Consider the following 23,475-nt stretch of genomic DNA (forward strand, 5'->3'; position numbering starts at 1 on the left):
ATCAAATCCGTTAGCATCGGAATAGTAAATTCGAGTTCACTGTTGACTGTTGACGGTTCACTGTCAACAGTCAACCGTCAACATCATAAGCAGTGTAACCGGAAATGATATTATTTGATAAAGCCGTTAAAAATTAAAGTCCTTAGTTAAGAATTAAAGTCCTTACTGCCAACAAACAGCAAGGACTTTAATTATTTATTCCTGAGTTTTACGGACAAACATCCTTACTACACACGTTAAATACTTGCCATCACTTCACGCGCTGCAGCCAAAGTTCGATCGATATCTTCCTCAGTATGAGCCAAAGAAGTAAATCCCGCCTCAAACTGGGAAGGAGCAAGATAAATACCGTGCTCCAACATTCCCCGGTGAAAGCGACTGAACTTTGTCAAATCCGACTTCTTCGCATCCTCGTAATTGTGAACCGGGCCAGCCGCAAAAAACAAACCAAACATCCCGCTAATTTGCCCGCCCCAAACCGCGTGTCCGGCTTCCTTAGCAATTTTTAGCAATCCGTCAGAGAGTTTTTTGGTAATCTTATCCAACTGTTCGTAAGTGCCGGGTTTTTGTAGCAATTCCAAAGTCTTAATCCCAGCAGTCATCGCCAAAGGATTTCCCGAAAGCGTACCCGCTTGATACATCGGGCCAGCAGGAGCCACCATCCCCATAATATCCCGCCTTCCCCCGTAAGCTCCCACCGGCAAACCGCCACCGATAACTTTACCCAAAGTCGTCAAATCCGGGGTGACACCGAATCTTTCCTGAGCTCCGCCGTAGGCGATGCGGAAACCGGTCATTACTTCATCAAAAACTAACAAAGCACCGTTATCCTTAGTAATTTCCCGCAAACCTTCGAGAAAACCTGCATCCGGGGTAATAAAACCGGCATTCCCCACCACTGGTTCGAGAATTACGCCTGCTATCTCGCCGGGATTTTCGGCAAATAAAGCTTTGACTGCTTCTAAGTCATTGTAGGGAGCGTTGAGGGTATTGGCAGTAGTGGATTTCGGGACGCCCGGAGAGTCGGGAAGGCCCAGAGTTGCGACGCCGGAACCGGCTTTTACCAAGAACATATCGGCGTGTCCGTGATAGCAGCCTTCAAATTTAATCAGTTTATCGCGTCCGGTGAAAGCTCGCATCAGCCGCAAAACGGCCATACAGGCTTCGGTGCCGGAGTTGACAAATCGCACCATTTCAATGCTGGGAACCGCATCGATGACCATTTCCGCGAGTACGTTTTCCAACAGCGATGGTGCGCCGAAACTCGTACCTTTTTCTAAAGATTCGTGCAAGGCTTTGATGACTTCCGGGTGGGCGTGGCCACAGATGGCTGGGCCCCAAGTGCCTACATAGTCAATGTATTGGTTTTCGTCAACATCCCAAATGTAAGCTCCTTTTACCCTGTCAAAGACGATGGGCTGTCCGCCTACGGATTTGAAGGCGCGGACGGGGGAACTGACGCCACCTGGCATCAACTTCTGGGCTGCAGCGAAAATTTCTTCTGATTTGGTCGTTTTCAAGGTTGTGGAAACCAATGTTTTCTCCTTAGTGAACGTCTGTTGTTGGTAGAATAATTTTATAGCCAGTTCAACATAAAGGTTAGGTCGATTCAAGGAAACTATTCTAGTAGATTTTAGGGTACAAACGAATGAGTAGCAATACTAGCTTGGGTTTTTCGGGCTTTGTCGCACTAGCACCGTGAAGCGAAGCTATCCCGTAGGGAAGCGCCCTAAAATGTAATTTTTTGTAAAATAGTTCTTGACAATTTAGCCATCAGTTGCTCAATCTTCTCTCTTCCTCTCCCTCCTCTGCGTTCTCTGCGGTTAATAAAAAAAATCTCCGACAGGAAAGCGTTAATCTATCTTACCAAGTTGAAATAAAATTATGTCTACTACTGATTTATCAAGTTTGAGCCGATCGATCCCAATTGAAAAAATTCGTTACGACGATCGCGGTTTAGTGCCTGCGATCGTCCAAGATTATTTGGACGGTACGGTGTTAATGATGGCCTGGATGAATCGGGAGTCCCTGCAAAAAACGCTCTCTACCGGGCAAACTTGGTTCTGGAGTCGCTCACGCGCTGAATTGTGGCCAAAAGGCGCGACTTCGGGACACATTCAAAATGTAAAAGGGCTGCGTTACGACTGCGATAGTGATGCTTTGCTGGTGACAGTCGAACAAATCGGAGATATTGCTTGTCACACCGGAGAAAGAAGTTGTTTTCACCAAGTTGATGGGGAAATTTCACCGCCGCCAGGGGATATGTTATCTCAATTATTTGCGGTAATTTGCGATCGCCGCGATCATCCTAACGAAAGTTCTTATACTTGCAAATTGTTCGAGGGCGGCGACAACAAGATTCTCAAGAAAATTGGCGAAGAGTCGGCGGAAGTTGTGATGGCTTGCAAAGATGACGACAAAGAGGGGATTGCTGGGGAAGTTGCGGATTTATTTTATCACGCTTTGGTTGCTTTGGCTCACCATCAAGTTGATTTGAGAGCAGTTTACCGCAAATTGGGCGATCGACGAAAATAAATTAGTTATTGGGCATTGGGCATTGGGCATTGGGCATTGGGCATTGGGTATTGGGCATTGGTAGCAGCAACAAATGACTAATGACTAATGACTGCTGACTAATGACTAATGACTAATGACTAATAACTAATGACTGCTATTTTTCAACATTCGATCGAGCTTTTGCAAAATAAAAATAGCCACGCCCACACTCAAAGCCAAACCCAACCAAAAATTATCTGCCGCCCATTTACCTCTATCCAAAGCCAAACCGCCCAGCGGCGGCCCGATTAAATAGCCGATCGCCCAACACTGAGAACTAACCGCCAAATACACGCCCCGCAAAGACTCCGGCGCTAAATCCACCACCAAAGCAGAAGCAAAAGGCGTATAAGCAACAGTCGCCATCGACAAAAAGCTCAAGCCTAAAACAGCTAAAAATAGATTGCCAGTTGCAGCCATTCCCGTCAAGCCGATCGCAATAAATCCCATTCCCCATAGCAGCGCAGAAATCATCAAAGCTTTTGGACAAGAAAACCGCCTCAAAGCTTTAACAACCGGCAGTTGCAAAGCCACAGTTAAAAACGTGCTAAAAGCAAACAAAACCGTAATTGTACCTGTAGAAAAGCCTTTTCCCGATGTCCCCACCGCGACAAACTTGCTAAAGTACAGTGGCATTGTGGTTGGGATTTGGGAAATATATAATGTGAACAGGGTATTTACTAAAGCATAAACTACAAGACTTCGATCGCTCAGCGCCACCATCCAGCCATTTGCCCGATTTTTTTTGCCTCTATCCGCTGAATTAACTGGTTTGTAGGTTTCGGCGATCGCGATCGCCACCACCGCAAACAGCAGTAAAAACGAGATACCATCAATAATAAAGAGCGAGCGATAATTCCCCGTTACAGCAATCAACAAACCGCCCAAAATAATCCCAACTTGCAAACCCAAATTATCAGCAAGCCGCGTCAAAGCAAAAGCCTCCTGTCGCTGTTCGCCCTCAGTTAAATCCGCCACCATCGTCTCCGTTGGAGGCCAATACAAACCCACACCAAAACCCATCAGTAAATTGCCCACAATTAAGCCAGCGAAATCATTAGTCGCCGCCAGTACAAAAGAAGCCGCCGCCGAAATAACTGTCGCCAGCAGTAAAGTTCGGCGCCTTCCCCAAAATTTAGAATCGCAAAAAGAACCGCCCAAAATTCTGCCCAAAATTCCCGAAACTGAACCGCTACCCAAACCAATCCCAACAGCAGTAGCAGATAAACCCACGCGATCGACAAAAAATATCGGCGCGTAAAATAAAGTAAAACCGGTGCCGCTTTGGGAGAGGAATCTGCCGGCGGCAAGAATCCAGACTTGAGGGGGGAGACGGGGCAACCAAGAGGATAATTGAAATTTAGGCATATACACTTAAATTAGGAGTTATTTCTGGACGCTGAAACCTGGTTTTTTATAAAAAATACGTTACGGTGTTTAATCAGGATCAAAACCAGATGTCTTTGGTCGCAGTGCATAAGTCCTATGAGTAATTATTAATTTATTCCGTACTTTTTCGGAATTAGTATTAATTAACCGAGGTGAGGACAAACATACGTGAGCTTAACAATTCTTCAGCGTCTGTTACAGAAAAGTTACCATTAATTTAAAAATACTTAACACGATTTGAGAAAAAAGTTAGTTAAACTCTAGAAAAGGCAGAAGAAAATTTTAGAGGGTCTAATTATATGACAGCTATTACAACATCAAGAGTGGAATCAATCAAACCGCGCTGGCAAGCAATTGTCATGGTTGCCCTAATTTTCTGGCTCAGCGTTAGCCTGATTTTGGATCTAGTAATTATGCCCAGTCTCTACGTATCTGGCATGACGACATCTGCCGAGTTTGCAACTGCCGGGAATTTAATGTTCTGGGGATTCAACCGCGTTGAGTTAATCTGTGCGGGCCTGGTGGCAACGGGTTTGATGGTTTTGAGCAATTTAGTTGGTGACTTCGGCAAGCGCAGCCGCACAGCAATCTTATTATCATTGGTACTTCTGACGATCGCCCTGATTGACACCTACGCCCTGACACCCCAAATGAGCGCCTTGGGAATGCAGCTAAATCTGTTCGATTCCGCAGCAGAAGTCCCCGCCGGGATGAATCTACTGCACCAAGGCTATTTTGCATTGGAAGCGCTGAAGTTAGCCGTCGCCGGTACGCTGCTAGGCTGGTGCTACCAAAACCAAGTTTAATCGACACAATACTCAGAGGTTGAGTGCAGAAAAAAAACTCAACCAGCAGCGGGGGGCGTGAAGTCACGCCCCCCGCTAATTTTTAAAATTTTAGCTATCGAAAACGAGGCTTGAATGAATTGCAGCCCTTCTGTATTCATCGGCGTTAATCTGTGTTTATCTGCCTGTATCTGCGGTTAAAAAAAGAGAATTTCTTGGGCCGCAGATGACAATGGATTGACGCTGATTCACGCGCTTGTCGAGAAGAGAGATATGAATAAACTCCGAGGCTAACAGATTTGAGATAACTATACTGTCAAGTTTCCTGACCCGCCCAAAAACGGATACTTGCGAACGACTCCTGTTGTGGAGAGAGCAAAATTTTAGACTCTTGTTCAAACTCCCAGATTCATCTGTAGAGTAAATCTAAAATCTAAAATCTAAAATCGACCGACGCCACGCCCTACTCGGATGCTTCCGGTAAATCTGCTTTTGGCCAGAGCAAGCGCAAGCCCATTACCGCAAATCCGATCGCTGCGATCCCCTTTACCAGTCGTTCCGGCAACACCTCAGCCGTGCTGAAGCCAATGCCCACACCGATTAAACTCGCCAGCAGCAGCGCCGACGCCGTACCGAAAAATACAGCCCGCGGCGAGTTACAACTACTACCCAGGGCGATCGCAGCTAATTGACTTTTGTCTCCCAATTCTGACAAAAACACTGTAATAAAACTGATTCCCAAAAGTTGCCAGTCCATGTTTTTTTAGTTCTTAGTTAGCTATTGTAGAAATCTAGGACTTACCGACAAGGCAGACAATTAACCCAGCACTTCCCACAGCAAAACCGCCGAAATTGCCAGTAAAATCACTCCGGCTGCTCTCTCCAAAGTTCTCGGAGCAATCCGACTAGCCAGCCACCTTCCCAGCAAAACCCCCAGCAAACTGGTTGCTATCAAAGCCGAACCCGCACCCGCAAACACGATCCAAGGATTTCGAGATTCAGCCGTCATCAGCAAAATCGCGAGCTGAGTTTTGTCTCCTATTTCAGCTAGAAAAATAGTTGCAAAAGTTGAAGCAAAAATTGCCCAGTGCTTGGGCTTCAGTTTCTTTTGTTCCTGACAAATATCGGGATTTACAGTCACTGAGACTTCAGCGGGCTCCGGGGTTAAAGCAGCACAAATCTCAGTAACCTCTTTTATTTGTAGTTGTACCTGTTGTGGCAAATCATAATTGAGGTTTACTGAGTCAGAAGCAGACAAGCTTGGCGGAACAGAATCAAGTTTCACGGGCAATGAGTGCTAAAAGCTATTTATTTTTGACTTGTACTTTTGATTCTAACTCTCTCGGTGCCTGCTTTTACCAAACCAGGGTCATCTTTTTCCCCCGATATTTCAGCAACTGATTCCTAGAACCACTCACCGCACCCACAAAGGCATACAAGCCCCCAGATTGCTCTGTCGAGTCAATCTCAAATCTCAAATCTAAAATCTCAAATTGACTGACTGACTCGCTTCATGTGCCGTAAGTTCGATCGCCCGCATCTCCCAAACCAGGTACAATAAAGCCCTGTTCGTTGACTATTTCGTCGATCGTTGCCGTATAAATAATCAAACTCGGGTACTCTGCACTCAGCCTCTTCAAAGCCGGAGGAGCAGCCACCACAGAGATAATCCGAATCAAGTTTGGGTCAATTCCCCGTGCAGTCAATTCCTGCATAGTCGCTATAATCGTCCCGCCAGTCGCCAGCATCGGCTCGCTAATTATCACCCGCGTTTCCGGGTTAAACTGCGCCGGCAATTTGTTCAAATAACAAGTCGGTTCCAGCGTCTCCTCATTTCTTGCCATGCCGAGGTGGTAAACCGAAGCCAGCGGTACAACCGTCTGAATTCCTTCGAGCAGTGACAAACCCGCCCGCAAAATCGGTACCACAACTAACGGAGCTTCTGGGTTGATAAAAGTTGCCGGACATTCTGCCAAAGGCGTTTGCACTGTTGTTTCCACTGTCGGCAGCCATTCTCGAATCGCCTCGTAAGCCAGCCACCTTCCTAATTCTGTCATCGCAGAACGAAAAAGTACCGAGGGGGTGGCGGCGTCGCGGGCAACAGCCAGCCAGTGTTTAATTAATGGATGTGGAGGAACGTAAACGCGCAGTTGCAGGGACATTAGGAAATTGGGGAGATTGCTAGGTTTGAGGGATTTTATGCGGTGCGATCGATCTTCTTCGAGGGCTTCCCCCACGGGCGATCGATCGCTCTGTGCAACTTATCACATCCTTGAGGGCGCATACAAGCTAGAGATTGAGTTAGAACCTATTCGCCGATCAACCTCCATCAGCTTATTGAAATATTTTTCCAATAGTATTGACATTAATTAGCAACAAGGCTATAGTGATTTTTAGTGTTCTCCTCTCAAAGGATCGGCAGACGGGGGCAGTCGGCAATGGTAGACTGTTCCCGCATTTTTTTGGGAAGCAGGGGCATCGGGAATCGGGCGTCGGGCATTGGGCATTGGATATTGGGCATTGGGCATTGCCGAACTTCGGTCTTCCTGACATCCGTTACATCCGCTACATCCGCTACAAATCTCTTGCCGAACTTCTTGCTTCGGGAGCGATCGACTGTAAAATCATAGAAATATTAAGATTTTTAACCGAATGTCAGCTCCTACCCAATCCCAGTTATTTTCTCCCAACTCCCGCCCTACACAGCAAGAGTTTGATGTAATTGTCATCGGTTCCGGCATTGGTGGACTGGTGACAGCCACCCAGCTAGCCGCTAAGAAAGCCAAAGTTTTAGTGCTCGAAAGCTATACAATTCCGGGGGGTAGCGCTGGATATTTCGATCGAGAAGGCTACAGATTCGATGTCGGCGCCTCCATGATTTTTGGTTTCGGACAGCGTGGCACCACCAACCTCCTCACCCGCGCCCTGAAAGCAGTCAACGTCACCTTAGAAACCATTCCCGACCCCGTACAGCTTCACTATCACTTACCCAGCGGCTTGGAACTTGAAGTTCCCCAAGCTTATGACAAATACTTGCAAGAATTAACTGACAGGTTCCCTCACGAACGCGAAGGAATCCACAAATTTTACGGCGAATGTTGGAGCGTCTTCAACTGCCTCAACGGCATGGAATTGCTATCTCTAGAAGAACCTGGATATCTCGTTCGAGTCTTTTTTCAGAATCCTTTAGCCTGTTTGGGATTAGTAAAATATCTGCCTCAAAATACTGGCGACATTGCGCGGCGCTACATAAAAGACCCTACTTTGCTGAAATTTATCGACATGGAATGCTACTACTGGTCTGTAGTACCTGCCGACTTGACGCCGATGATTAATGCCGGAATGGTATTTTCCGACAGACATTACGGTGGCATAAATTATCCCAAAGGCGGAGTCGGTCAAATCGCCCAAAAATTAGTAGAAGGATTAGAAAAATGCGGCGGGAAAATTCAATACAAAGCTAAGGCGAAAAAAATTATCACAGAAAACGGCCGCGCTGTCGGAGTCGAGCTAGCAACCGGCGAAGTTTACCGGGCAAAGCGCATAGTTTCTAACGCCACGCGCTGGGATACTTTTGAGAAATTGCTGCCGGCCGAAGAGATGCCCGCTAGCGAGAAGAAATGGCAGCAGCGCTATCAAAAAGCCCCCAGTTTCTTGAGTTTGCATTTGGGAGTGGAAGCAAGCGTAATCCCTGCTGGTAGCGCCTGCCACCACATTTTGTTAGAAGAGTGGGACAAAATGGAAGCGCCGGAGGGAACAGTTTTGGTGTCAATTCCGACCGTACTCGACCCGGATTTAGCTCCTGCAGGATATCACATCGTTCACGCTTTTACTTCGAGTTGGATGGAAGAGTGGGAAGGACTTTCGCAGCAGGAATATGAGGATAAAAAAGAAGAGGCGGCAGGGAGAATTATTGAAAGATTAGAAAAGATTTTTCCCGGTTTAGACGCCGGTTTGGATTATATGGAAGTTGGGACAGCGCGTTCTCACCGCCGCTTTTTGGGGCGCGAAGATGGAACTTACGGGCCGATTCCGCGACAGAAGCTAATGGGTTTGCTGGGAATGCCGTTTAATCGAACTTCTATGCCTGGTTTGTATTGTGTGGGTGACAGTACGTTTCCCGGACAGGGTTTAAATGCGGTGGCGTTTTCTGGGTTTGCTTGCGCGCACCGAATAGCGGTTGATTTGGGTTTTTAGTGGTAGTAGTAGGGTGCGTCAGATTGTTAGGTTGAAAGACGAGAGAAAATGTGAGGCTCCGGGGCTCCCTACACAAAAACTAAAAACCCGGTTTCTGCAGAGAAACCGGGTTTTTAACCTCAAAATTAGTGTTTTCCATTCTTTTAAGGAGTTTACTGGTCGTAGCTGCCGCCGACGCCGATTTGGGTATTGTAGATTTTCGCATCTGTGATGGTCATATCTTCCATTGATGCGCCGGATACGTCAGCGGTGTTAATGATGGCCGCGGTCAGATCTGCCCGATCGAGGTCTGCGTCATTTAAACTGGCATTAGTCAGGAAAACTGCGGTTAAGTTAGCACCCGTCAAGTTAGCACCCGTCAAGTCAGCACCTTCGAGGTTGGCCTGAGATAGGTTTGCTCCTTGCAAATTTGCTTCTCTCAAATCAGCACCAATTAAATGAGCTCCCTTTAAATCTGCTCCAGACAAGTCGCACTTAAAACATTGCCCGGTTGACAATAACTGTTCGACGTGAACGGGATTTTCAGCGCGAGCCGGGCCTGCCAACAGTAGGGGAGTAATTAAAAAAGTAGCGGCTAATAGATTGCGTTTCATAATCTCTTTTCCTCACCAGACTCTGTATTCAAGTTCTTGTCTTGATATCTACAATCTTACCACGGTTGTTTTCGCAAGTTGCGATCTAATTCACACATTGGCTGTGATATCGATTGCCCTCAACAACGCATACATGGTCTCGACAAGCTCGCAAAACATAATTTCGCAAAACTTAACACTGCCGAACTTAATACAGTGCCTTTTTGTAGTAACCTTTTCTAGGTTAGCTAATACAGCAAACAGATGCGTCTTTCTGAAGAGGGAGATGATTCGCAATGCTATGGATGATTTTAGCCGATAATCTTATCGCAAAAAGTTCACAACAAATACATTATTTTTAATAAATGTGTCACGGGATAGAAAATTTAACTTAAAATAAAGATAAGCTTCTAACTTTATAGGTAGAAGAAAAGCAGTCACTGGCCCGATCCCCAGCCCGAGCTCTGCTGCATTTTTAACAATAAATTTTAATTAGGTCTCACCAGCGCCGTAAAAATCCACCTAGTGCTTGGAAATCAGCACTTTTTTGGAATGTCGCAGAGTCCACGCGATCGCAAAACTCAATTAAATATGCTCAAAAACGATTCATCCAAGTATCTGCCAACCTTAGCTCAAGTAATAGACCGCTACCCCTTGACAGTGGCGCCCGATACCCCACTAGCAGAAGTAATTACCCTGATGGGCCAACGGCGCCCAAGTTGCTCTCTAAACGCAGTCATTCCACCAACCGATATCTATCAGCCACTAACAGAAATCGTAAATCCGCCCACCTCAAGTGCATTCAGAGACGCGACAGGTATCTGCGTCTTTGTCGTGGAAAAATCACTCTTAAAATTATCCTCGCACTCTGATCCACCTTCTCAATTGCAAGGAATCTTCACAGAAAGGGATCTTGTCGATTTGATTGCCTCGGGCAAAAACTTAAAAGGTGTCACCATCGCACAAGTGATGAGGCAGCCGACAGCAACTCTGACAAAATCCGAGACTCAAGACATTTTCAGCGCCCTAATTCTGCTGGGGCAACGAAGAATTAAGCATTTGCCAATATTGGATAGTGAAGGTCAACTATTAGGAGTAATTACGCCGGAAAGCATTCGCCAAGCCATGCTTAAACCGGCAAATATCTTAAAAATGCGGCGCGTGAAAGAAGTAATGACCGCACAAGTCATTCAAGCGCCTCGCTCCGCGTCAGTTAGGAGTTTAGCCGAGTTGATGGCGCAGCACCGCGTTAGCTGCGTAGTAATTACGGAATCAACAGAATTATCGAGGGATTTACCGTTCCCAATTCCAGTAGGTATAGTCACAGAACGGGATATTGTCGAATTTCAAGCTTTAGATATAGATTTGTCGCAAACGATCGCCCAAACTGTGATGAGTACCCCCTTATTTAGCCTCAAGCAAGAAGACTCGCTGTGGGTAGCTCATCAGGAAATGCACCAGCGTTTAGTCCGTAGGTTGGTAGTAACGGGGGAACATGGAGAACTCCTGGGAATAGTTACTCAAACCAACATACTGCGCGTACTTGACCCGATGGAAATGTCCGGGGCGATCGATGTTCTGCACGATTCAGTGACAGAAAGAACTAGGGAATTGCAACAAGCGATCGCATCCCTCAGCTTGACTAACGCCAGACTAGAAAGCGAAATTGCTATCCGCGTTAGGGCCGAGGCCAGACTCCACCTTTTAGAATCTGCTGTAGTGAACGCTAACGACGCAATCGTGATTATGGATGCCGGAGACAGCGATATCTCCGACCCCACCATCATCTATGCCAACGAAGCTTTTACCCAAATGACGGGCTACCTACCCGAAGAAATCATCGGACAAACCCCCAGTTGCTTGCGCGGCCCAGAAAGCGACCCCACCCAAGTCGCTAAAATTCGCCGTGCTTTCTCTCGCCGAGAACCCCTACGCCTGGAATTGATTAACTACCGCAAAGACGGTTCAACTTATTGGGTGGAACTCAACAGTGTACCCATTGCCGATACCTCCGGGAACGTTACCAACTGGGTGTCGGTGCAGCGAGATATTACCGATCGCAAGCGCATGGAACAAGCATTTTTTGAAGAAAAAGAACTCGCTCAGGTAACACTACAATCGATCGGCGATGCCGTCATTACTACTGACGCCGACGGCTGCATTTCCACCCTGAATCCAGTTGCCGAAACACTCACGGGTTGGTCTACATTGGAAGCTAAAGGTTTGCCCCTCGCCAGCGTGCTGAGAATAGTTGACGAAACTACCAGGCTGCCGATCGAAAATATCGCCGAAATCGCTTTGTCCGAAGGTCGGATTGTTGACCAAGGACGCAACAATTTGCTGATTGCCCACAACAACACCGAATTTGCGATCGACCACTGCGTCGCCCCCATCCATGCTAGCAGCGGCGAAATTGTCGGCGCCGTCGTTGTGTTCCGAGATGTCACCCAAGTGCGAACTCAAGCGCGGCAACTCACCTGGCAGGCAACTCATGACCCCCTAACGCAATTAGTCAACCGCCGAGAATTTGAGTACCAGCTAGAGCACGCCCTACACGGCGCTCAAGGTTACGGGCAAGAACACGTGATGCTTTACCTGGATCTCGATCGCTTCAAAATAGTTAACGACACCTGCGGTCATGCTGCTGGGGACGAACTACTGCGCCAAGTCAGCCAGCTATTTAAAAGCAGTATCCGCAAAACCGATATTTTGGCACGTCTGGGTGGCGATGAATTTGCCGTACTCCTGTACCACTGTCCCGTCGAACGAGGATTGAACGTGGCTGAAACGCTGCTGCGAAGCATTCAGGCATTCCGCTTTGCGTGGCAGGACAAAACTTTTTCGATCGGCGTCAGTATCGGTTTGGTAGCAATCAATCCCAAAACAGCATCCACATCGGCGATTTTGAGCGCGGCCGATATTGCCTGTTACGCTGCTAAAAATAAAGGCCGCAACCGGGTGCAGATTTATCAAGCCGGCGATCAAGAATTAATTAAACAGCACGGCGAAACGCAGTGGGTGGTGCAAATTAATCAAGCTTTAGAAGAGAATCGCTTTTGCTTGTACTCTCAGCCGATCGTACCTTTGCTTAACTCTCCAACCACCGGAACCCACTGCGAAATCCTCCTGCGCCTCCAGTTGGAAACTGGTGAGTTGGTGTCGCCGATGGCGTTTATTCCGGCTGCAGAACGCTACAACTTGATGCACGCGATCGACCGCTGGGTAATTCGTACTTTATTTAGCAATTTATCTAAAATTTTCACGGCAAATTTATTAGTCCAAAACCCTGAGGTAGACAGCGATAAAATAGTTACTTTCCCTGCTTGCTCTCTTTTGTCTAATCCGCAATCCTCCTTTGGCAAATATCCCAGCCTTTATTCCATCAACCTTTCTGGGGACAGCCTCAACGAAGAAAAGTTTATCGAGTTTATTCAGGAACAGTTTTCCATCCATCAAATACCGCCACAAATAATTTGTTTTGAAATTACCGAAACCGTGGCGATCGGTAATCTCAGCAAGGCAGCCAGCTTGATTTGGCAACTCAAAGAACTAGGCTGCCAGTTTGCCTTGGACGACTTCGGCAGCGGGATGTCTTCCTTTGCTTACCTAAAAAGCTTGCCGGTTGATTATCTCAAAATAGACGGCAATTTTATTAAGCATATTGTAGACAATCCTATTGATGTCGCAATGGTGGAAGCTATTACCAAAATCGCTCACGTCATGGGAATTAAAACTATTGCCGAGTATGTTGAAAATCAAACAATTATGGATAAACTCAATGAACTTGGGGTAGATTACGCTCAAGGTTATCATTTGGGCAAGCCTCAACCTTGTAACTTCACATCTCCTATTTTCGAGGAAGTTTTGGGGGAGTTTCCTGTTAATTCTTTGGCTTTTGAGGCTAAGCTGGCTTGTTGAATAAGGAAGTTCGGCAACGATCAAGCAAGAGGATTTAACCGATTTAAGGGAGAGATGTTGAGGGAACAAGGAAAAGGGAGATGTTAAGTGGTGATCTCAATTCCCCATTCCCCCTTTTTCCATTACCCATTACCTTCTACAATTGTTTCCGCTACTTCAATGTACTGACTGTCTAACAGAAAAGCACCTTTTTCAAAGCGAATTCCCCAATAATTGCCGGGACGCCGATCGATCACAACGCCTTCAGCGCCGATGGCAATTAAATTCGCAGGCCGCAGCATCGGCATCGGTTCGGCAGTTTTGACGTAAGGCGGCATCGCCACAACTCTGACTTTTTGACCGATTGTAAATTCTTTTTCCATGAGTTTTATTTCCTAAAAAAACACAGCGATAAAGGAATTTTGACAAGAAATGTTTCTGTTTAATTGATTGATTGATTAGGGATGGATAATAAAATGGGGAATCATGGATCATTGTCAAGGGAATTACGGCTAAATTATTGATATTTTAGGCTTCCATCTTCGTTATATTCAAGTTCATGATATTTTCCCCCTAACCCTAAGTCATGAATACATCGTTGGTAGTTTTTGGCTCCCATATCGAAAGGGTTAGTCCTGTTCAATCTGGCCCATTCAGCTATCCTTAGCTGGTTAGTTATCCCTGAAGCATCGGCTACGGTTTTGACAATCCAATCAAACATTTTTTTCCTCTAAGCTGTCTCTCACTCTACATCTCTATATTAGCTATATATTCGCCTATGGCAATTAAACATTTTTTTCCTCTAAGCTGTATCTCACCCCTAACTCGGACGATCGCCCGTAACACGCCTGACCGATCGCGCTACAATTGTCTATTGGGATGAAAACGGCCGATCTAAAAGTAGGGGATAGTTGTTATGGCTACAAGTCGTCGCATTGAGCGCGTAGCTTCAATGATTAAGCGGGAAGTCAGCCTGATGTTGCTGAACGGCATTAAGGACGATCGGGTAGGTGCCGGTATGGTTAGCGTTACCGACGTAATTGTTTCTGGAGACCTTCAGCATACAAAAATTTTTGTCAGCATCTACGGTACTGATGAGGCGAAGGCTGAAACTATGGAAGGTTTGAAATCTGCTACTAGCTACGTCCGCAACCAGTTGGGCCAACGATTGCAACTGCGCCGGACGCCGGAGGTGATTTTTCTGGAAGACCGTTCTTTGGAACGGGGCGATAAAATGTTGATACTGCTGAATCAGCTTTCTGCCGATCGCAAACCGGGTATGTTTGATGACGAAGAATTGGCCGATGGCAATGAAAATGATGATGATGATTTAGAAGCAGACGAGGATTAGGTCTGAAGGTAGTCAACAGCCCAAAGTCAACAGTCAACAGTCAACAGTCAACAGTCAACAGTCAACAAACAATTCCTAATTTCCCATGATTGACAATCTTTCCTTACCCGAACTGGTGGCCCAGATGTTCGTGGTGCGCGCTTCTGGCTGCTTGTTCGACCACCAAATTCGCTATCCCGAATGGGAACCAACTGCTAGCAAACTCCGCTATTATCTGGAAAAGTTGGGCGTCGGCGGGGTGATTTTGGTCGGGGGAAGTGCTGCGGAGTTGGCAGTTCGATCGCACCAATTGCAGTCTTGGGCTAAGTTTCCGCTACTGCTGGCTGCTGATATTGAAGAAGGTGTCGGCCAGCGGTTCGCGGGGGCGACTTGGTTCGGGCCGCCGATGGCAATTGCTGAAATTGCGCGGCACGATGCAGGTAAAGCCGATCGATATGCTGAACAAATGGGCGCTGTCACTGCGATCGAAGCTAGGGCGATCGGTCTAAATTGGATTCTCGCACCAGTGGTTGATGTTAACAACAATCCCGACAATCCTGTGATTAACGTCCGCGCTTTTGGCGAGACACCGGAAATTGTCGGGAAATTAGCCGCTGCTTTTATTCGCGGCGCAGGCCAACACCCGGTTTTGACTACAGCTAAGCATTTTCCCGGCCACGGAGACACGGCGGTTGATTCTCACTTGGAATTACCGGTTTTGCCGCATTCGCCAGCGAGATTGACTGAGGTTGAGTTACCTCCTTTTGTCGAGGCGATGGCTGCTGGGGTCGATGCTGTGATGAGTGCTCACTTGCTGATTCCGGGTTGGGATGCCGAGTTTCCTGCTACTCTTTCTCGCAAAATTTTGATTGGGAAGCTGCGAGAAGAGTTGGGATTTGAAGGTTTGATTGTGACGGATGCTTTGGTGATGGGCGCGATCGCCAATAAGTACGGCGCTAATGAAGCTGCTGTTTGGGCTGCTGAGGCTGGTGCTGATGTTTTGCTGATGCCGCTTGACCCGGAAGGGGCGATTCTCGCTGTCTGCGAAGCGGTCACTCAAGGGAGGATTCCAATTTCACAAATTAAGGAATCTGTCAAGCGGATTTGGTCGGCTAAAGCTAAAGTCGGTTTGTTAGTAAAGGAAAAGGAAAAAGCAGTAGATTCAACATCGATCAAGTCGATCGACTTAAGTTTGCTGGCAACTCCTGATGCCAGGGCAACTGCTGCCGATATTTTGCGAGATTCTTTGAAATTTGGTGGCAATCTACCTTTGCAGGTTGCAAAACCCCCAGAAAACAAGTTTTTGCGGAATTTGATTGTTGTAGATGATGTTTTGGGGTGCGAGTTTTTGGGCAATCACACTCCGGCGATCGCCCTTCCTGAACAGTTTGGTTACGAATTGCAACTGATTGACGATCGCACAGGGGCGATCGCTGATAATACAGGTGCAGAGCATTTTTCTCCGACACTGCTGCAAATTTTCATTCGCGGCAATTGCTTCCGAGGCAGTGCTGGTTTGACCGAAGCAGCTCAAGATTGGTTTAAGAAATTATTAAAGACGGGAGAACTGCAAGCTGTGTTAATTTACGGCAGTCCCTACGTTTTAGAGCAATTTTTGCCACAATTGCCTCCGAGTATTCCTTATGTATTTTGTTTTGGGCAGATGCCTGCAGCGCAATCTCTCGTTCTAGAAGTGCTATTCGGCATTGACGGAACTGGTAATGCTTGAGTTGCCCGACTTCTGAATCTTTCCTTTGCTGCTTGCTGTGTTAGGAGTTAAATTCATCAACCCGGTTTCTCGCCGGAAATGTTGCCTTTGGTGGCAAAGCATCCAGAAACCGGGAATCCGATGCGGGTTCCTAAGTTCTGAATTGAGCTTTCCAGCAGATCCGCTTCCTAGTCAGGAAAATGTGCTGTTTATCAATATCCTAAGACAGATCCCATCACTTACTGATGATTCGTATAATTTATTTTTATTTACGGCAGTGAATTGTATAGCTGGATACGGACAAAATTTAACTTCCATATTCGTAAGTTTGGACTATATTATTACCAGGGCCATAAAATTTTTTAGTAAAACATTGAGGGCGCATTATGATTCACTCCACTATTCCCCAAATCCAATACTCTTTAGATGTGATCCAAGATGAAGCGCGTCACCTTGTCCACGAGGGCGTGCTGAGCCGCCAACAGCCTATCTACACGCTTTGCCAATTCATTCCGCCTCGGGAATGGGCCTGTGTAGAGTGCGAATTAGAAAAATGCGACTTCTTGCTGCGCGATCGCATTGCCGACCTGATCGGTTCTGAAAAATGGGACAATGACTAAAGTTTGGTTCTCTTAAATAAGTTTGCAAATAAGTTTGCAAATAAGTTTGCAAGTAATTTTCCAAGTCAACTCCGGCTGTGTTAAAGACTCTTGATTCTTTAATACTGGGAATTTTCGGCGCGCAAATTTTCCAGCTCGGCCCTCAGCGCTGCCATCTGTGCAGTTAATTCTTGAATCTCTAGCTTTACGTTAGGCTGTACAACCGACTCGGGAGGAGCATCAGTCGCTGCATCTGATTGCTTGGGCGAGACAGATTCACTGTCTGCATTCTCCCGATCGCCCGGTTGAGAGAAAATAGTATCTACAAAATTCCGGGCTTCTCGCTCAGTCATTTCTCCTTTTTCCAGCAGCTCATCGGCGAGTAACCCCAAATCAGACTTCAGTTTGTCAAGATTTTCTTCTCGCTTCAGAGGATCTTGCAATGTCTCAATTAAAAAGGAAGTTGCACCTAAAGTTAGGTGAAATCCTGTTTGCAGCATTTGAGGCAGGTTGTCGGGATTCATCTAAAAATGCCGCTAGAACGTTTTTCTGAGTTTTTGCTTCGCTAATTGCTCCCCAGTCGGGGCGTCAAGCCGCTTCTTAGGGAAAAGATGCTTGCCTTCTGGGTAGCGATCGCCCCGATTCAGGAAATATCAGCTTTTGGGGGGACTTTTTACCGTTGTGCCAATACTAATCGTATCATTACTCCGTAAATTAATAAATGTCAAGTGTAAACTTTTGTAACTACGAATCGAGACTTTCGCACAGGAAGGATCAGTCTATTTTAGATGTTAGATTTTAGATTGAACAGGACTTAGGCCCTGCGACTAAAAAACCCCGGTGGCTGATTACCCGTGCGTAAGTCCTGTTCAATCCAGTTAAGGATACAACGCTTCCCCGGTGGAAGGGTCAAATATAAATAGTCGATCGAAGTCAAGCTGTACCGTCAGTCGATCGCCCGATCGCAAGCGAACACTCGCAGGTATTTGTAACTGTACAGTAGTTTCAGCACTCAACAACGGCAAACTCGCCCGAATTAAAGTTTCTCGCCCCAGAGGTTCCACTACTTTTACCTCTAGATCGAGGGGGACTTTTTCTAGTGCCCAAACATCGGTTTTCAAATCATCATCTTCTACTGTTTGTGGCGTAAAGATTTCTATATTTTCTGGACGGATGCCCAAATCAAATCCTTGTCCTTCTCTCGCCTGCAATTTTTTCTGAATCGAGGGCGGACAGGGTAAATATTGATTTCCCACTTGAAAGGATTCGTTAGTATAAATTGCAGGAAAAATGTTCATCGCGGGATTGCCTAAAAATGTGGCAACCATGCGGTTAGCTGGTTTGGCGTAAATGCTTTGCGGGTCTCCAATTTGTTGAATTTTGCCCCCATTTAAGACTACAATCTTATCAGCTAAAGTCATCGCTTCCACTTGGTCGTGGGTGACGTAAACGGTGGTAATTCCTAGCCGTTGATGAAGTTGTTTAAGTTCTGCTCTAGTGTCGTCTCGCAATTGAGCATCGAGGTTAGAAAGCGGTTCATCTAAAAGGAATACTTTCGGTTCGCGGGCGATCGCCCTTCCGAGTGCTACCCGCTGCTGCTGTCCGCCTGATAGCTGTTTGGGCTTACGCTTGAGGAGGTGGTCGATCGAGAGCGATCGGGCTACTGTTTCAACTCGTTCTTGAATTTTAGTCGGGTCAACATTCCGCATCCGCAATCCAAATGCCAAGTTTTCTGCGACAGTCATGTGCGGATAAAGCGCGTAATTTTGAAACACCATTGCTACATCCCGCTGTCTAGCAGGAATGTTGTTAACTAAATTATCTCCGATGTAAAGATTGCCGGAAGTTGCGGTTTCTAAACCTGCAATTGTCCGCATAATTGTGGATTTCCCGCAGCCGGATGGCCCGACTAATACCCAAAATTCCCCGTCCGGGATTTTGAAGCTGATGTTTTCGATCGCGGTGACGTTTTGGTAGCGTCGGGTAATATTTTCTAAGCGAACATTTGCCATTTTTTAATTGTAATTGGTAATTGATAATTAGTGATTTTTACCTTCAGTCTTCAGCCTTCAGAAAACTGTTCCAATTCTAAAACTGTGCGGTCTAATTCTTCAACTATAGGCGTTAACTCTGTTTGGCGGAATGCTTCTACTAAAGAACGATAATACCAGAGAGAACCATCTTTGCCACCTTTGAAGCGTTCCCAAACAGTATCTCCTAATTGACGGGAATCTTTCAGGATCGATCGAGCATTATAAAGTTTATCAGCAGCCGAGACTAATCTGACTGAGCCAGAAGCTGTAGAAATGCGATCGATATAAGCTTGTTTTCGCTGTCGCCAAGGCGGTTTCGGCGTCACGTCACTGTCGGTACAGCCGTCTACAATCGCTGTGACGGTATCGCCAAAGCGGTGGCGGATGGCTTCGCGGGTGGTGGCGCCGCCTTGATCTTCGATCGCATCGTGAAGCAAAGCTGCGATCGCCTCATCTTCATTTGCCCCATATTCTAAAGCTATACTAGCAGTGCCCAACAAATGGGCAATGTAGGGAACGCCAGAACCTTTGCGAACTTGGGTAGCGTGCAATTCGGCAGCATAGGTGAGGGCTTCAGAAAAACGGTTTGAGAGAATCATGAAAGTCACCTTTGTCAATTGCTATGATATATAAATTGTCGGGCTAAGTGGAAAAGACAAAATCTACCAAATTCCATAAGATCATAAAGATGCGATCGAGAGCGATCGATTGTACAATTCTAATCGTTAAAGAGATGTTTATAGCATGACAGCTACTATAATTATACCAAACAGTGGCGACCAAAACTCAGAGCCAGAACTACCGCAAAAATTAGAAAATGTAGCAGAAATTCTGGCACAATCTGAGCATAAAAAAGTCATATCTCTCGAAAAGTTTTTAGTCAAGCCTCCTGATAGAATGGAATGGGTTGACGGCAACTTAGTTGAGAAAACAGGAAGGACATTCAAGCACGGTCTCGCTCAAGCTAAATTATCTACATCCTGGAGAAATTACAAACATTCCAGCGGACAGGGAGGAGAAGTTCTTACAGAAGTCCTTTGCCGCACTAGCAAACAGGGCCGCCGTCCCGATGTTGCTTACATTACTCCTGAACTGCTGCCACAATCAGGCAATTTTACAGCCTTTTCCCAAAGTTTTCCCTTGATAGCGGAAGTTGCTTCTCCCGAAGATAGTGGCGAAGAGTTATTTGCCAAAGCTCAGGAATATTTGGAATCGGGATGTTTAGAAGTTTGGTTGCTGTTTCCTGAAGCTAGATTAATATTTGTCAATGCAGGGCAACGCTGGCGGTTGTTTAATGCCGATGAAGTTGTTAACACTCAAAGTGTGCTTGCAGGTTTTAGCGTAGCTGTGAGTGAATTGTTGGCTTGAGGAATTTGTTCAAACAAAATTATCAAAGATTCTGCAGTATTGATATAGTAGTACGCGGTGCAAAAAACGGTAAGCCATGACAGCCAAAAATCTCGTCAATAAATTTGAGTACAAACCCCTATACAAACCAAATCAATTAATTTGCGGAACGGGGCAAACAGCCATTGTCAGCGGCTGGACAGTAAAAAGTGCGATCCTTTCCAAGGGCTGCGCTAACGGCAAAAAATTACAACCCAATGAATTTGCTGTCATCGGACAACTATACTCTCCTACTCGCGGCATCAACTTCTTAATTAGAAACTTGCTGTGCAATCCCCACGTCCGCTTTTTAGTAATTCTCAACGCTACCAAAGAAGACCGCAACTCCGGTGCCGCAACTTGCTTGCTAGACTTTTTTCGCAACGGCTTTGAAGCCGGCAAAAGCGATACTGGTAGAGATTGTTGGCTAATTAAATCTTCAATATTTGGCTACATTGATATTGAAATAGCAGCAGAAGCCTTAGAACTATTGCGTCATTCAATAGAATGGAAAGAAGCCAAAAATATAGCAGAAACAGTGACTCTTGTCAAGTCTTTTTCCGAAAAAGCAGTGGTTGAACCTTGGGGAGAAACCGTAACTTTTCCGTTAGTCGAAATCGTCCCGACTGTACTCCCCGGTCAGAAATACGGACATAGAATCGAAGGCAAAACTATAGCCGAAACTTGGGTAAAAATCATCCACCGAATTAAGACCACCGGCACCCTGCGGCCGACTGGTTACGACGGACAGTGGCAAGAATTAATCGACTTGATGGCAGTGATTACAGATGAACCTGCGGAGTTCTATTTTCCAGAACCGAATTACTTACCAATCGACCGCGATTTCCTCGAACAGTACAAACCGCAAATGCTCGAAGATGCCCCATATAGCGAAGGCATTAAATATACCTACGCACAGCGGATGCGGTCGTGGTTTGGACGCGATCAAATTGAAGAAGTTATTGCCAAACTAATTAAGGAAATTGACGCGGCAAGTGCTGTAATTAGTTTATGGGATGCCGGCGGAAATATTAACAGAAGGCCTGACGGTTCATCAGACCACCAGCACAGCGGCAGTCCTTGTTTAAATCACATTTGGGTGCGAGTTGTAGATGATGAAATATCGCTAACTGCAACTCTCCGCAGTAACGATATGTTTGCGGCTTGGCCGGCTAATGCAATGGGTTTGCGGGCTTTGCAGCAGCACATTCGCGATGAAATTGCGAGGCGTTCCGATTATAATTTGACAATGGGCCCGTTGGTAACGTTGAGTCAATCGGCTCACTTGTATGACGATACCTTTGAAAATGCCGATCGACTAATTCAAACCCAATATGCTAAAATCTGCGAAGATCGAGACTTTTTCGATGCAGCGGGCAATTTTTTAGTTGAAGTAGCCGACAATCAGATAGTAGTCACGCAAACCACCCCGGGCAGCGGCGAAGTTGTCACCTGTTATTCTGGAAAAAACCCTCTCAAGTTAGTGCGAGAAATTTGTGCGGCTTCCCCTGCCATCCAACCCGAGCATATTGGTTATTTGGGAATAGAATTGCAAAAGGCGGCCGAGTGTCTGAAAACCAGCAACCAATACATTCAGGATAGAAAATGAATCTAGAAGAAGAAAGACCGACTTGGGACGAATACTTCTTAATGTTAGCAAAATTGGCCGCTACTCGATCGACTTGTTTGGCTTTTCCTGTAGGCGCGGTGATAGCTAAAAACAGGCAAGTTTTAGCAACGGGTTACAACGGTTCGCCGTCAGGTTCGGCACACTGTACTGCTCAAGGCTTCTGCTATCCTGGTTTGAGTAGTTGCGACGCCAGCAAAACTTTGCCATCAAGGGCGGTTCACGCGGAAGCAAATGCGATCGCTAAAGCTGCTAAACACGGTATATCTACTGCTGGGGCTAGTATTTACGTCACTTTAGAACCCTGCATCTATTGTTTGAAATTAGTCATTGCCGCTGGAATTAGAGAAGTGTTTTACGAAACGAGTTTTAACAGCGGAGAAAAAGCTGCTTTGAGAGATACTTTTATCAGTGAAGGTATTGTTGAGTTAAAACAAATTCAGCTATCTGAAGATACAGCAAAAAAGGCAGCTTTGTTTTTATTGCATCCTACATCTGTGTCCAAAAAATTAGTATAGGAGCAATCCTCCCCGTGGTTGTGGCAGCCATAGGAAATAACTGTGCTGTGTTCCTATACATGATATTTATTTGCTTTGCTGGCAATTTGTAGGTATAAGGCAGTGCCGTATCTAGAATCCCGCGTGATACAAAAGATATTTATTGTGTCTTGTAAAGACACGGCACTGCCGTGTCTTTACAACAAATAGAGATGGGAATCAACCAAAAAACGTCCTGACAAATTGTGAATACCGTCTAGTTCAATCAATCAAACTCATTCACAGCTTGCAAATAGTCGATCGCGGCATCTATCCTCGAAGAATACTTAAAAGCAAACTGATCGAACCAATATCCCTCATCGGAATTCTTATCCAACTTTTTCAGCCAAACCTGAGCTTGCCTAACTTTCTGTCTGTGCGTTTGTACGTCTAACTGCGGCCCCGCGACTTTTTCTGCGGGTTGCGGTTCCAGTGAAGCTACTTCCTGCGCTTTATTTGGCGCTTCGTTCTCAGCCTTCAGCGGTTGCTGTGAAGCTGCTTCCTGAGCTTGATTTTGCCCTTCGTACTCAGCCTTAATTTGAGCTAAATCCTGATCCAAAGGACTAGCATACAAATTTATAAGCGGTTGCTGTGAATCCACTTCCTGAGATTTATTTTGCCCTTCGTACTCAGCCTTAATTTGAGCTAAATCCTGATCCAAAGGACTAGCATACAAATTTATATCTGATGTTTTAACTGTTGGATTTGACGGCGTTTGTGCTTGCACCGATGCCTGACTTTTCAACTCAGCATTTTTTTGAGATGCTTGATACTCTGCCTTAAGTTCACCTAACAGGCGCTCGATAGATTCCATAACTTAAACCCCCTAAAAAATCCTGCTGGGCTAACTGGCCCCAATA

The 23,475-nt window shown here is 46.0% G+C and carries 22 protein-coding genes; 11 read left to right on the top strand and 11 right to left on the bottom strand.

Going from position 1 to position 23,475, the window contains the following annotated elements:
* Positions 1–236: 236 nt before the first annotated feature.
* Positions 237–1,535 (bottom strand): glutamate-1-semialdehyde 2,1-aminomutase, encoded by a 1,299-nt coding sequence (gene hemL / locus QUA34_RS06850; protein ID WP_333035451.1) that lies wholly within the window; start codon positions 1,533–1,535, stop codon positions 237–239.
* Positions 1,536–1,884: 349 nt separating this feature from the next.
* Here hemL and hisIE point away from each other — a divergent pair, with 349 nt between their 5' ends.
* On the top strand, positions 1,885–2,535 hold the full coding sequence (gene hisIE, locus QUA34_RS06855) for a bifunctional phosphoribosyl-AMP cyclohydrolase/phosphoribosyl-ATP diphosphatase HisIE (RefSeq protein ID WP_333385148.1): 651 nt from the start codon (positions 1,885–1,887) through the stop codon (positions 2,533–2,535).
* A gap of 126 nt (positions 2,536–2,661) precedes the next feature.
* Here the strand turns inward: hisIE and QUA34_RS06860 are convergent, their stop codons facing one another.
* Entirely contained in the window at positions 2,662–3,924 is a 1,263-nt protein-coding gene (locus QUA34_RS06860; protein ID WP_333385151.1) for an MFS transporter, read from the bottom strand.
* A gap of 320 nt (positions 3,925–4,244) precedes the next feature.
* Here QUA34_RS06860 and QUA34_RS06865 point away from each other — a divergent pair, with 320 nt between their 5' ends.
* Positions 4,245–4,751 (top strand): hypothetical protein, encoded by a 507-nt coding sequence (locus QUA34_RS06865; RefSeq protein ID WP_333212663.1) that lies wholly within the window; start codon positions 4,245–4,247, stop codon positions 4,749–4,751.
* A gap of 442 nt (positions 4,752–5,193) precedes the next feature.
* Here the strand turns inward: QUA34_RS06865 and QUA34_RS06870 are convergent, their stop codons facing one another.
* The 3 genes from QUA34_RS06870 to upp form a co-directional block, all read right to left on the bottom strand.
* Positions 5,194–5,487, bottom strand: coding sequence for a TMEM165/GDT1 family protein (locus QUA34_RS06870; protein ID WP_333385153.1), 294 nt, complete (start codon positions 5,485–5,487; stop codon positions 5,194–5,196).
* Positions 5,488–5,547: 60 nt separating this feature from the next.
* Positions 5,548–6,015, bottom strand: a complete 468-nt coding sequence (locus QUA34_RS06875) for a TMEM165/GDT1 family protein (protein WP_333385156.1) — start codon at positions 6,013–6,015, stop codon at positions 5,548–5,550.
* Positions 6,016–6,241: 226 nt separating this feature from the next.
* Positions 6,242–6,892, bottom strand: a complete 651-nt coding sequence (gene upp, locus QUA34_RS06880; RefSeq protein ID WP_333323037.1) for a uracil phosphoribosyltransferase — start codon at positions 6,890–6,892, stop codon at positions 6,242–6,244.
* Between the two features lie 224 nt (positions 6,893–7,116).
* On the opposite strand from upp, the gene QUA34_RS06885 reads away from it, so the two are divergent.
* A complete protein-coding gene (locus tag QUA34_RS06885; RefSeq protein ID WP_333385159.1) occupies positions 7,117–7,452 on the top strand; it encodes a hypothetical protein in 336 nt (111 codons plus the stop codon).
* A complete protein-coding gene (gene crtH / locus QUA34_RS06890) occupies positions 7,383–8,927 on the top strand; it encodes a carotenoid isomerase (RefSeq protein ID WP_333385162.1) in 1,545 nt (514 codons plus the stop codon). The genes QUA34_RS06885 and crtH overlap by 70 nt, the downstream gene beginning before the upstream one ends.
* A 152-nt stretch (positions 8,928–9,079) precedes the next feature.
* Here the strand turns inward: crtH and QUA34_RS06895 are convergent, their stop codons facing one another.
* Complete coding sequence (locus QUA34_RS06895) at positions 9,080–9,520, bottom strand: pentapeptide repeat-containing protein (protein ID WP_333322872.1); 441 nt, start codon at positions 9,518–9,520, stop codon at positions 9,080–9,082.
* Between the two features lie 531 nt (positions 9,521–10,051).
* Here QUA34_RS06895 and QUA34_RS06900 point away from each other — a divergent pair.
* Positions 10,052–13,417, top strand: a complete 3,366-nt coding sequence (locus QUA34_RS06900) for an EAL domain-containing protein (RefSeq protein WP_333385165.1) — start codon at positions 10,052–10,054, stop codon at positions 13,415–13,417.
* A gap of 122 nt (positions 13,418–13,539) precedes the next feature.
* Here QUA34_RS06900 and sipA read toward each other — a convergent pair whose 3' ends face one another.
* Positions 13,540–13,779: a regulatory protein SipA gene (gene sipA / locus QUA34_RS06905; RefSeq protein WP_333385168.1), complete on the bottom strand. Its 240-nt coding sequence runs from the start codon at positions 13,777–13,779 to the stop codon at positions 13,540–13,542.
* Between the two features lie 533 nt (positions 13,780–14,312).
* Here sipA and rbfA point away from each other — a divergent pair.
* From rbfA to QUA34_RS06920, 3 genes are all read left to right on the top strand, one after another.
* Complete coding sequence (gene rbfA, locus QUA34_RS06910; RefSeq protein WP_333160269.1) at positions 14,313–14,747, top strand: 30S ribosome-binding factor RbfA; 435 nt, start codon at positions 14,313–14,315, stop codon at positions 14,745–14,747.
* Positions 14,748–14,832: 85 nt separating this feature from the next.
* Positions 14,833–16,455, top strand: a complete 1,623-nt coding sequence (locus tag QUA34_RS06915; protein ID WP_333385171.1) for a glycoside hydrolase family 3 N-terminal domain-containing protein — start codon at positions 14,833–14,835, stop codon at positions 16,453–16,455.
* A 365-nt stretch (positions 16,456–16,820) separates the two neighbouring features.
* Positions 16,821–17,054, top strand: coding sequence for a DUF4327 family protein (locus tag QUA34_RS06920; RefSeq protein WP_333057778.1), 234 nt, complete (start codon positions 16,821–16,823; stop codon positions 17,052–17,054).
* Between the two features lie 98 nt (positions 17,055–17,152).
* Here the strand turns inward: QUA34_RS06920 and QUA34_RS06925 are convergent, their stop codons facing one another.
* From QUA34_RS06925 to QUA34_RS06935, 3 genes are all read right to left on the bottom strand, one after another.
* A complete protein-coding gene (locus QUA34_RS06925) occupies positions 17,153–17,557 on the bottom strand; it encodes a hypothetical protein (protein ID WP_333322865.1) in 405 nt (134 codons plus the stop codon).
* Between the two features lie 354 nt (positions 17,558–17,911).
* The gene (locus tag QUA34_RS06930; RefSeq protein ID WP_333385174.1) at positions 17,912–19,045 is read right to left on the bottom strand and encodes an ABC transporter ATP-binding protein; all 1,134 of its coding nucleotides are present in this window, start codon (positions 19,043–19,045) and stop codon (positions 17,912–17,914) included.
* Between the two features lie 50 nt (positions 19,046–19,095).
* Entirely contained in the window at positions 19,096–19,665 is a 570-nt protein-coding gene (locus QUA34_RS06935) for an HD domain-containing protein (RefSeq protein ID WP_333385177.1), read from the bottom strand.
* Positions 19,666–19,810: 145 nt separating this feature from the next.
* Here QUA34_RS06935 and QUA34_RS06940 point away from each other — a divergent pair, with 145 nt between their 5' ends.
* The 3 genes from QUA34_RS06940 (at position 19,811) to QUA34_RS06950 (ending at position 22,597) form a co-directional block, all read left to right on the top strand.
* Complete coding sequence (locus tag QUA34_RS06940) at positions 19,811–20,434, top strand: Uma2 family endonuclease (RefSeq protein ID WP_333322859.1); 624 nt, start codon at positions 19,811–19,813, stop codon at positions 20,432–20,434.
* A 76-nt stretch (positions 20,435–20,510) separates the two neighbouring features.
* On the top strand, positions 20,511–22,061 hold the full coding sequence (locus QUA34_RS06945; RefSeq protein WP_333322857.1) for a thymidylate synthase: 1,551 nt from the start codon (positions 20,511–20,513) through the stop codon (positions 22,059–22,061).
* Complete coding sequence (locus QUA34_RS06950) at positions 22,058–22,597, top strand: dCMP deaminase family protein (RefSeq protein WP_333385181.1); 540 nt, start codon at positions 22,058–22,060, stop codon at positions 22,595–22,597. The genes QUA34_RS06945 and QUA34_RS06950 overlap by 4 nt, the downstream gene beginning before the upstream one ends.
* A 244-nt stretch (positions 22,598–22,841) precedes the next feature.
* Here the strand turns inward: QUA34_RS06950 and QUA34_RS06955 are convergent, their stop codons facing one another.
* Complete coding sequence (locus tag QUA34_RS06955; protein ID WP_333385183.1) at positions 22,842–23,429, bottom strand: salt stress protein, Slr1339 family; 588 nt, start codon at positions 23,427–23,429, stop codon at positions 22,842–22,844.
* Positions 23,430–23,475 lie beyond the last annotated feature (46 nt).

The organism is Microcoleus sp. POL10_C6 (assembly GCF_036701585.1).
In the GTDB taxonomy this organism is placed as follows: domain Bacteria; phylum Cyanobacteriota; class Cyanobacteriia; order Cyanobacteriales; family Microcoleaceae; genus Microcoleus.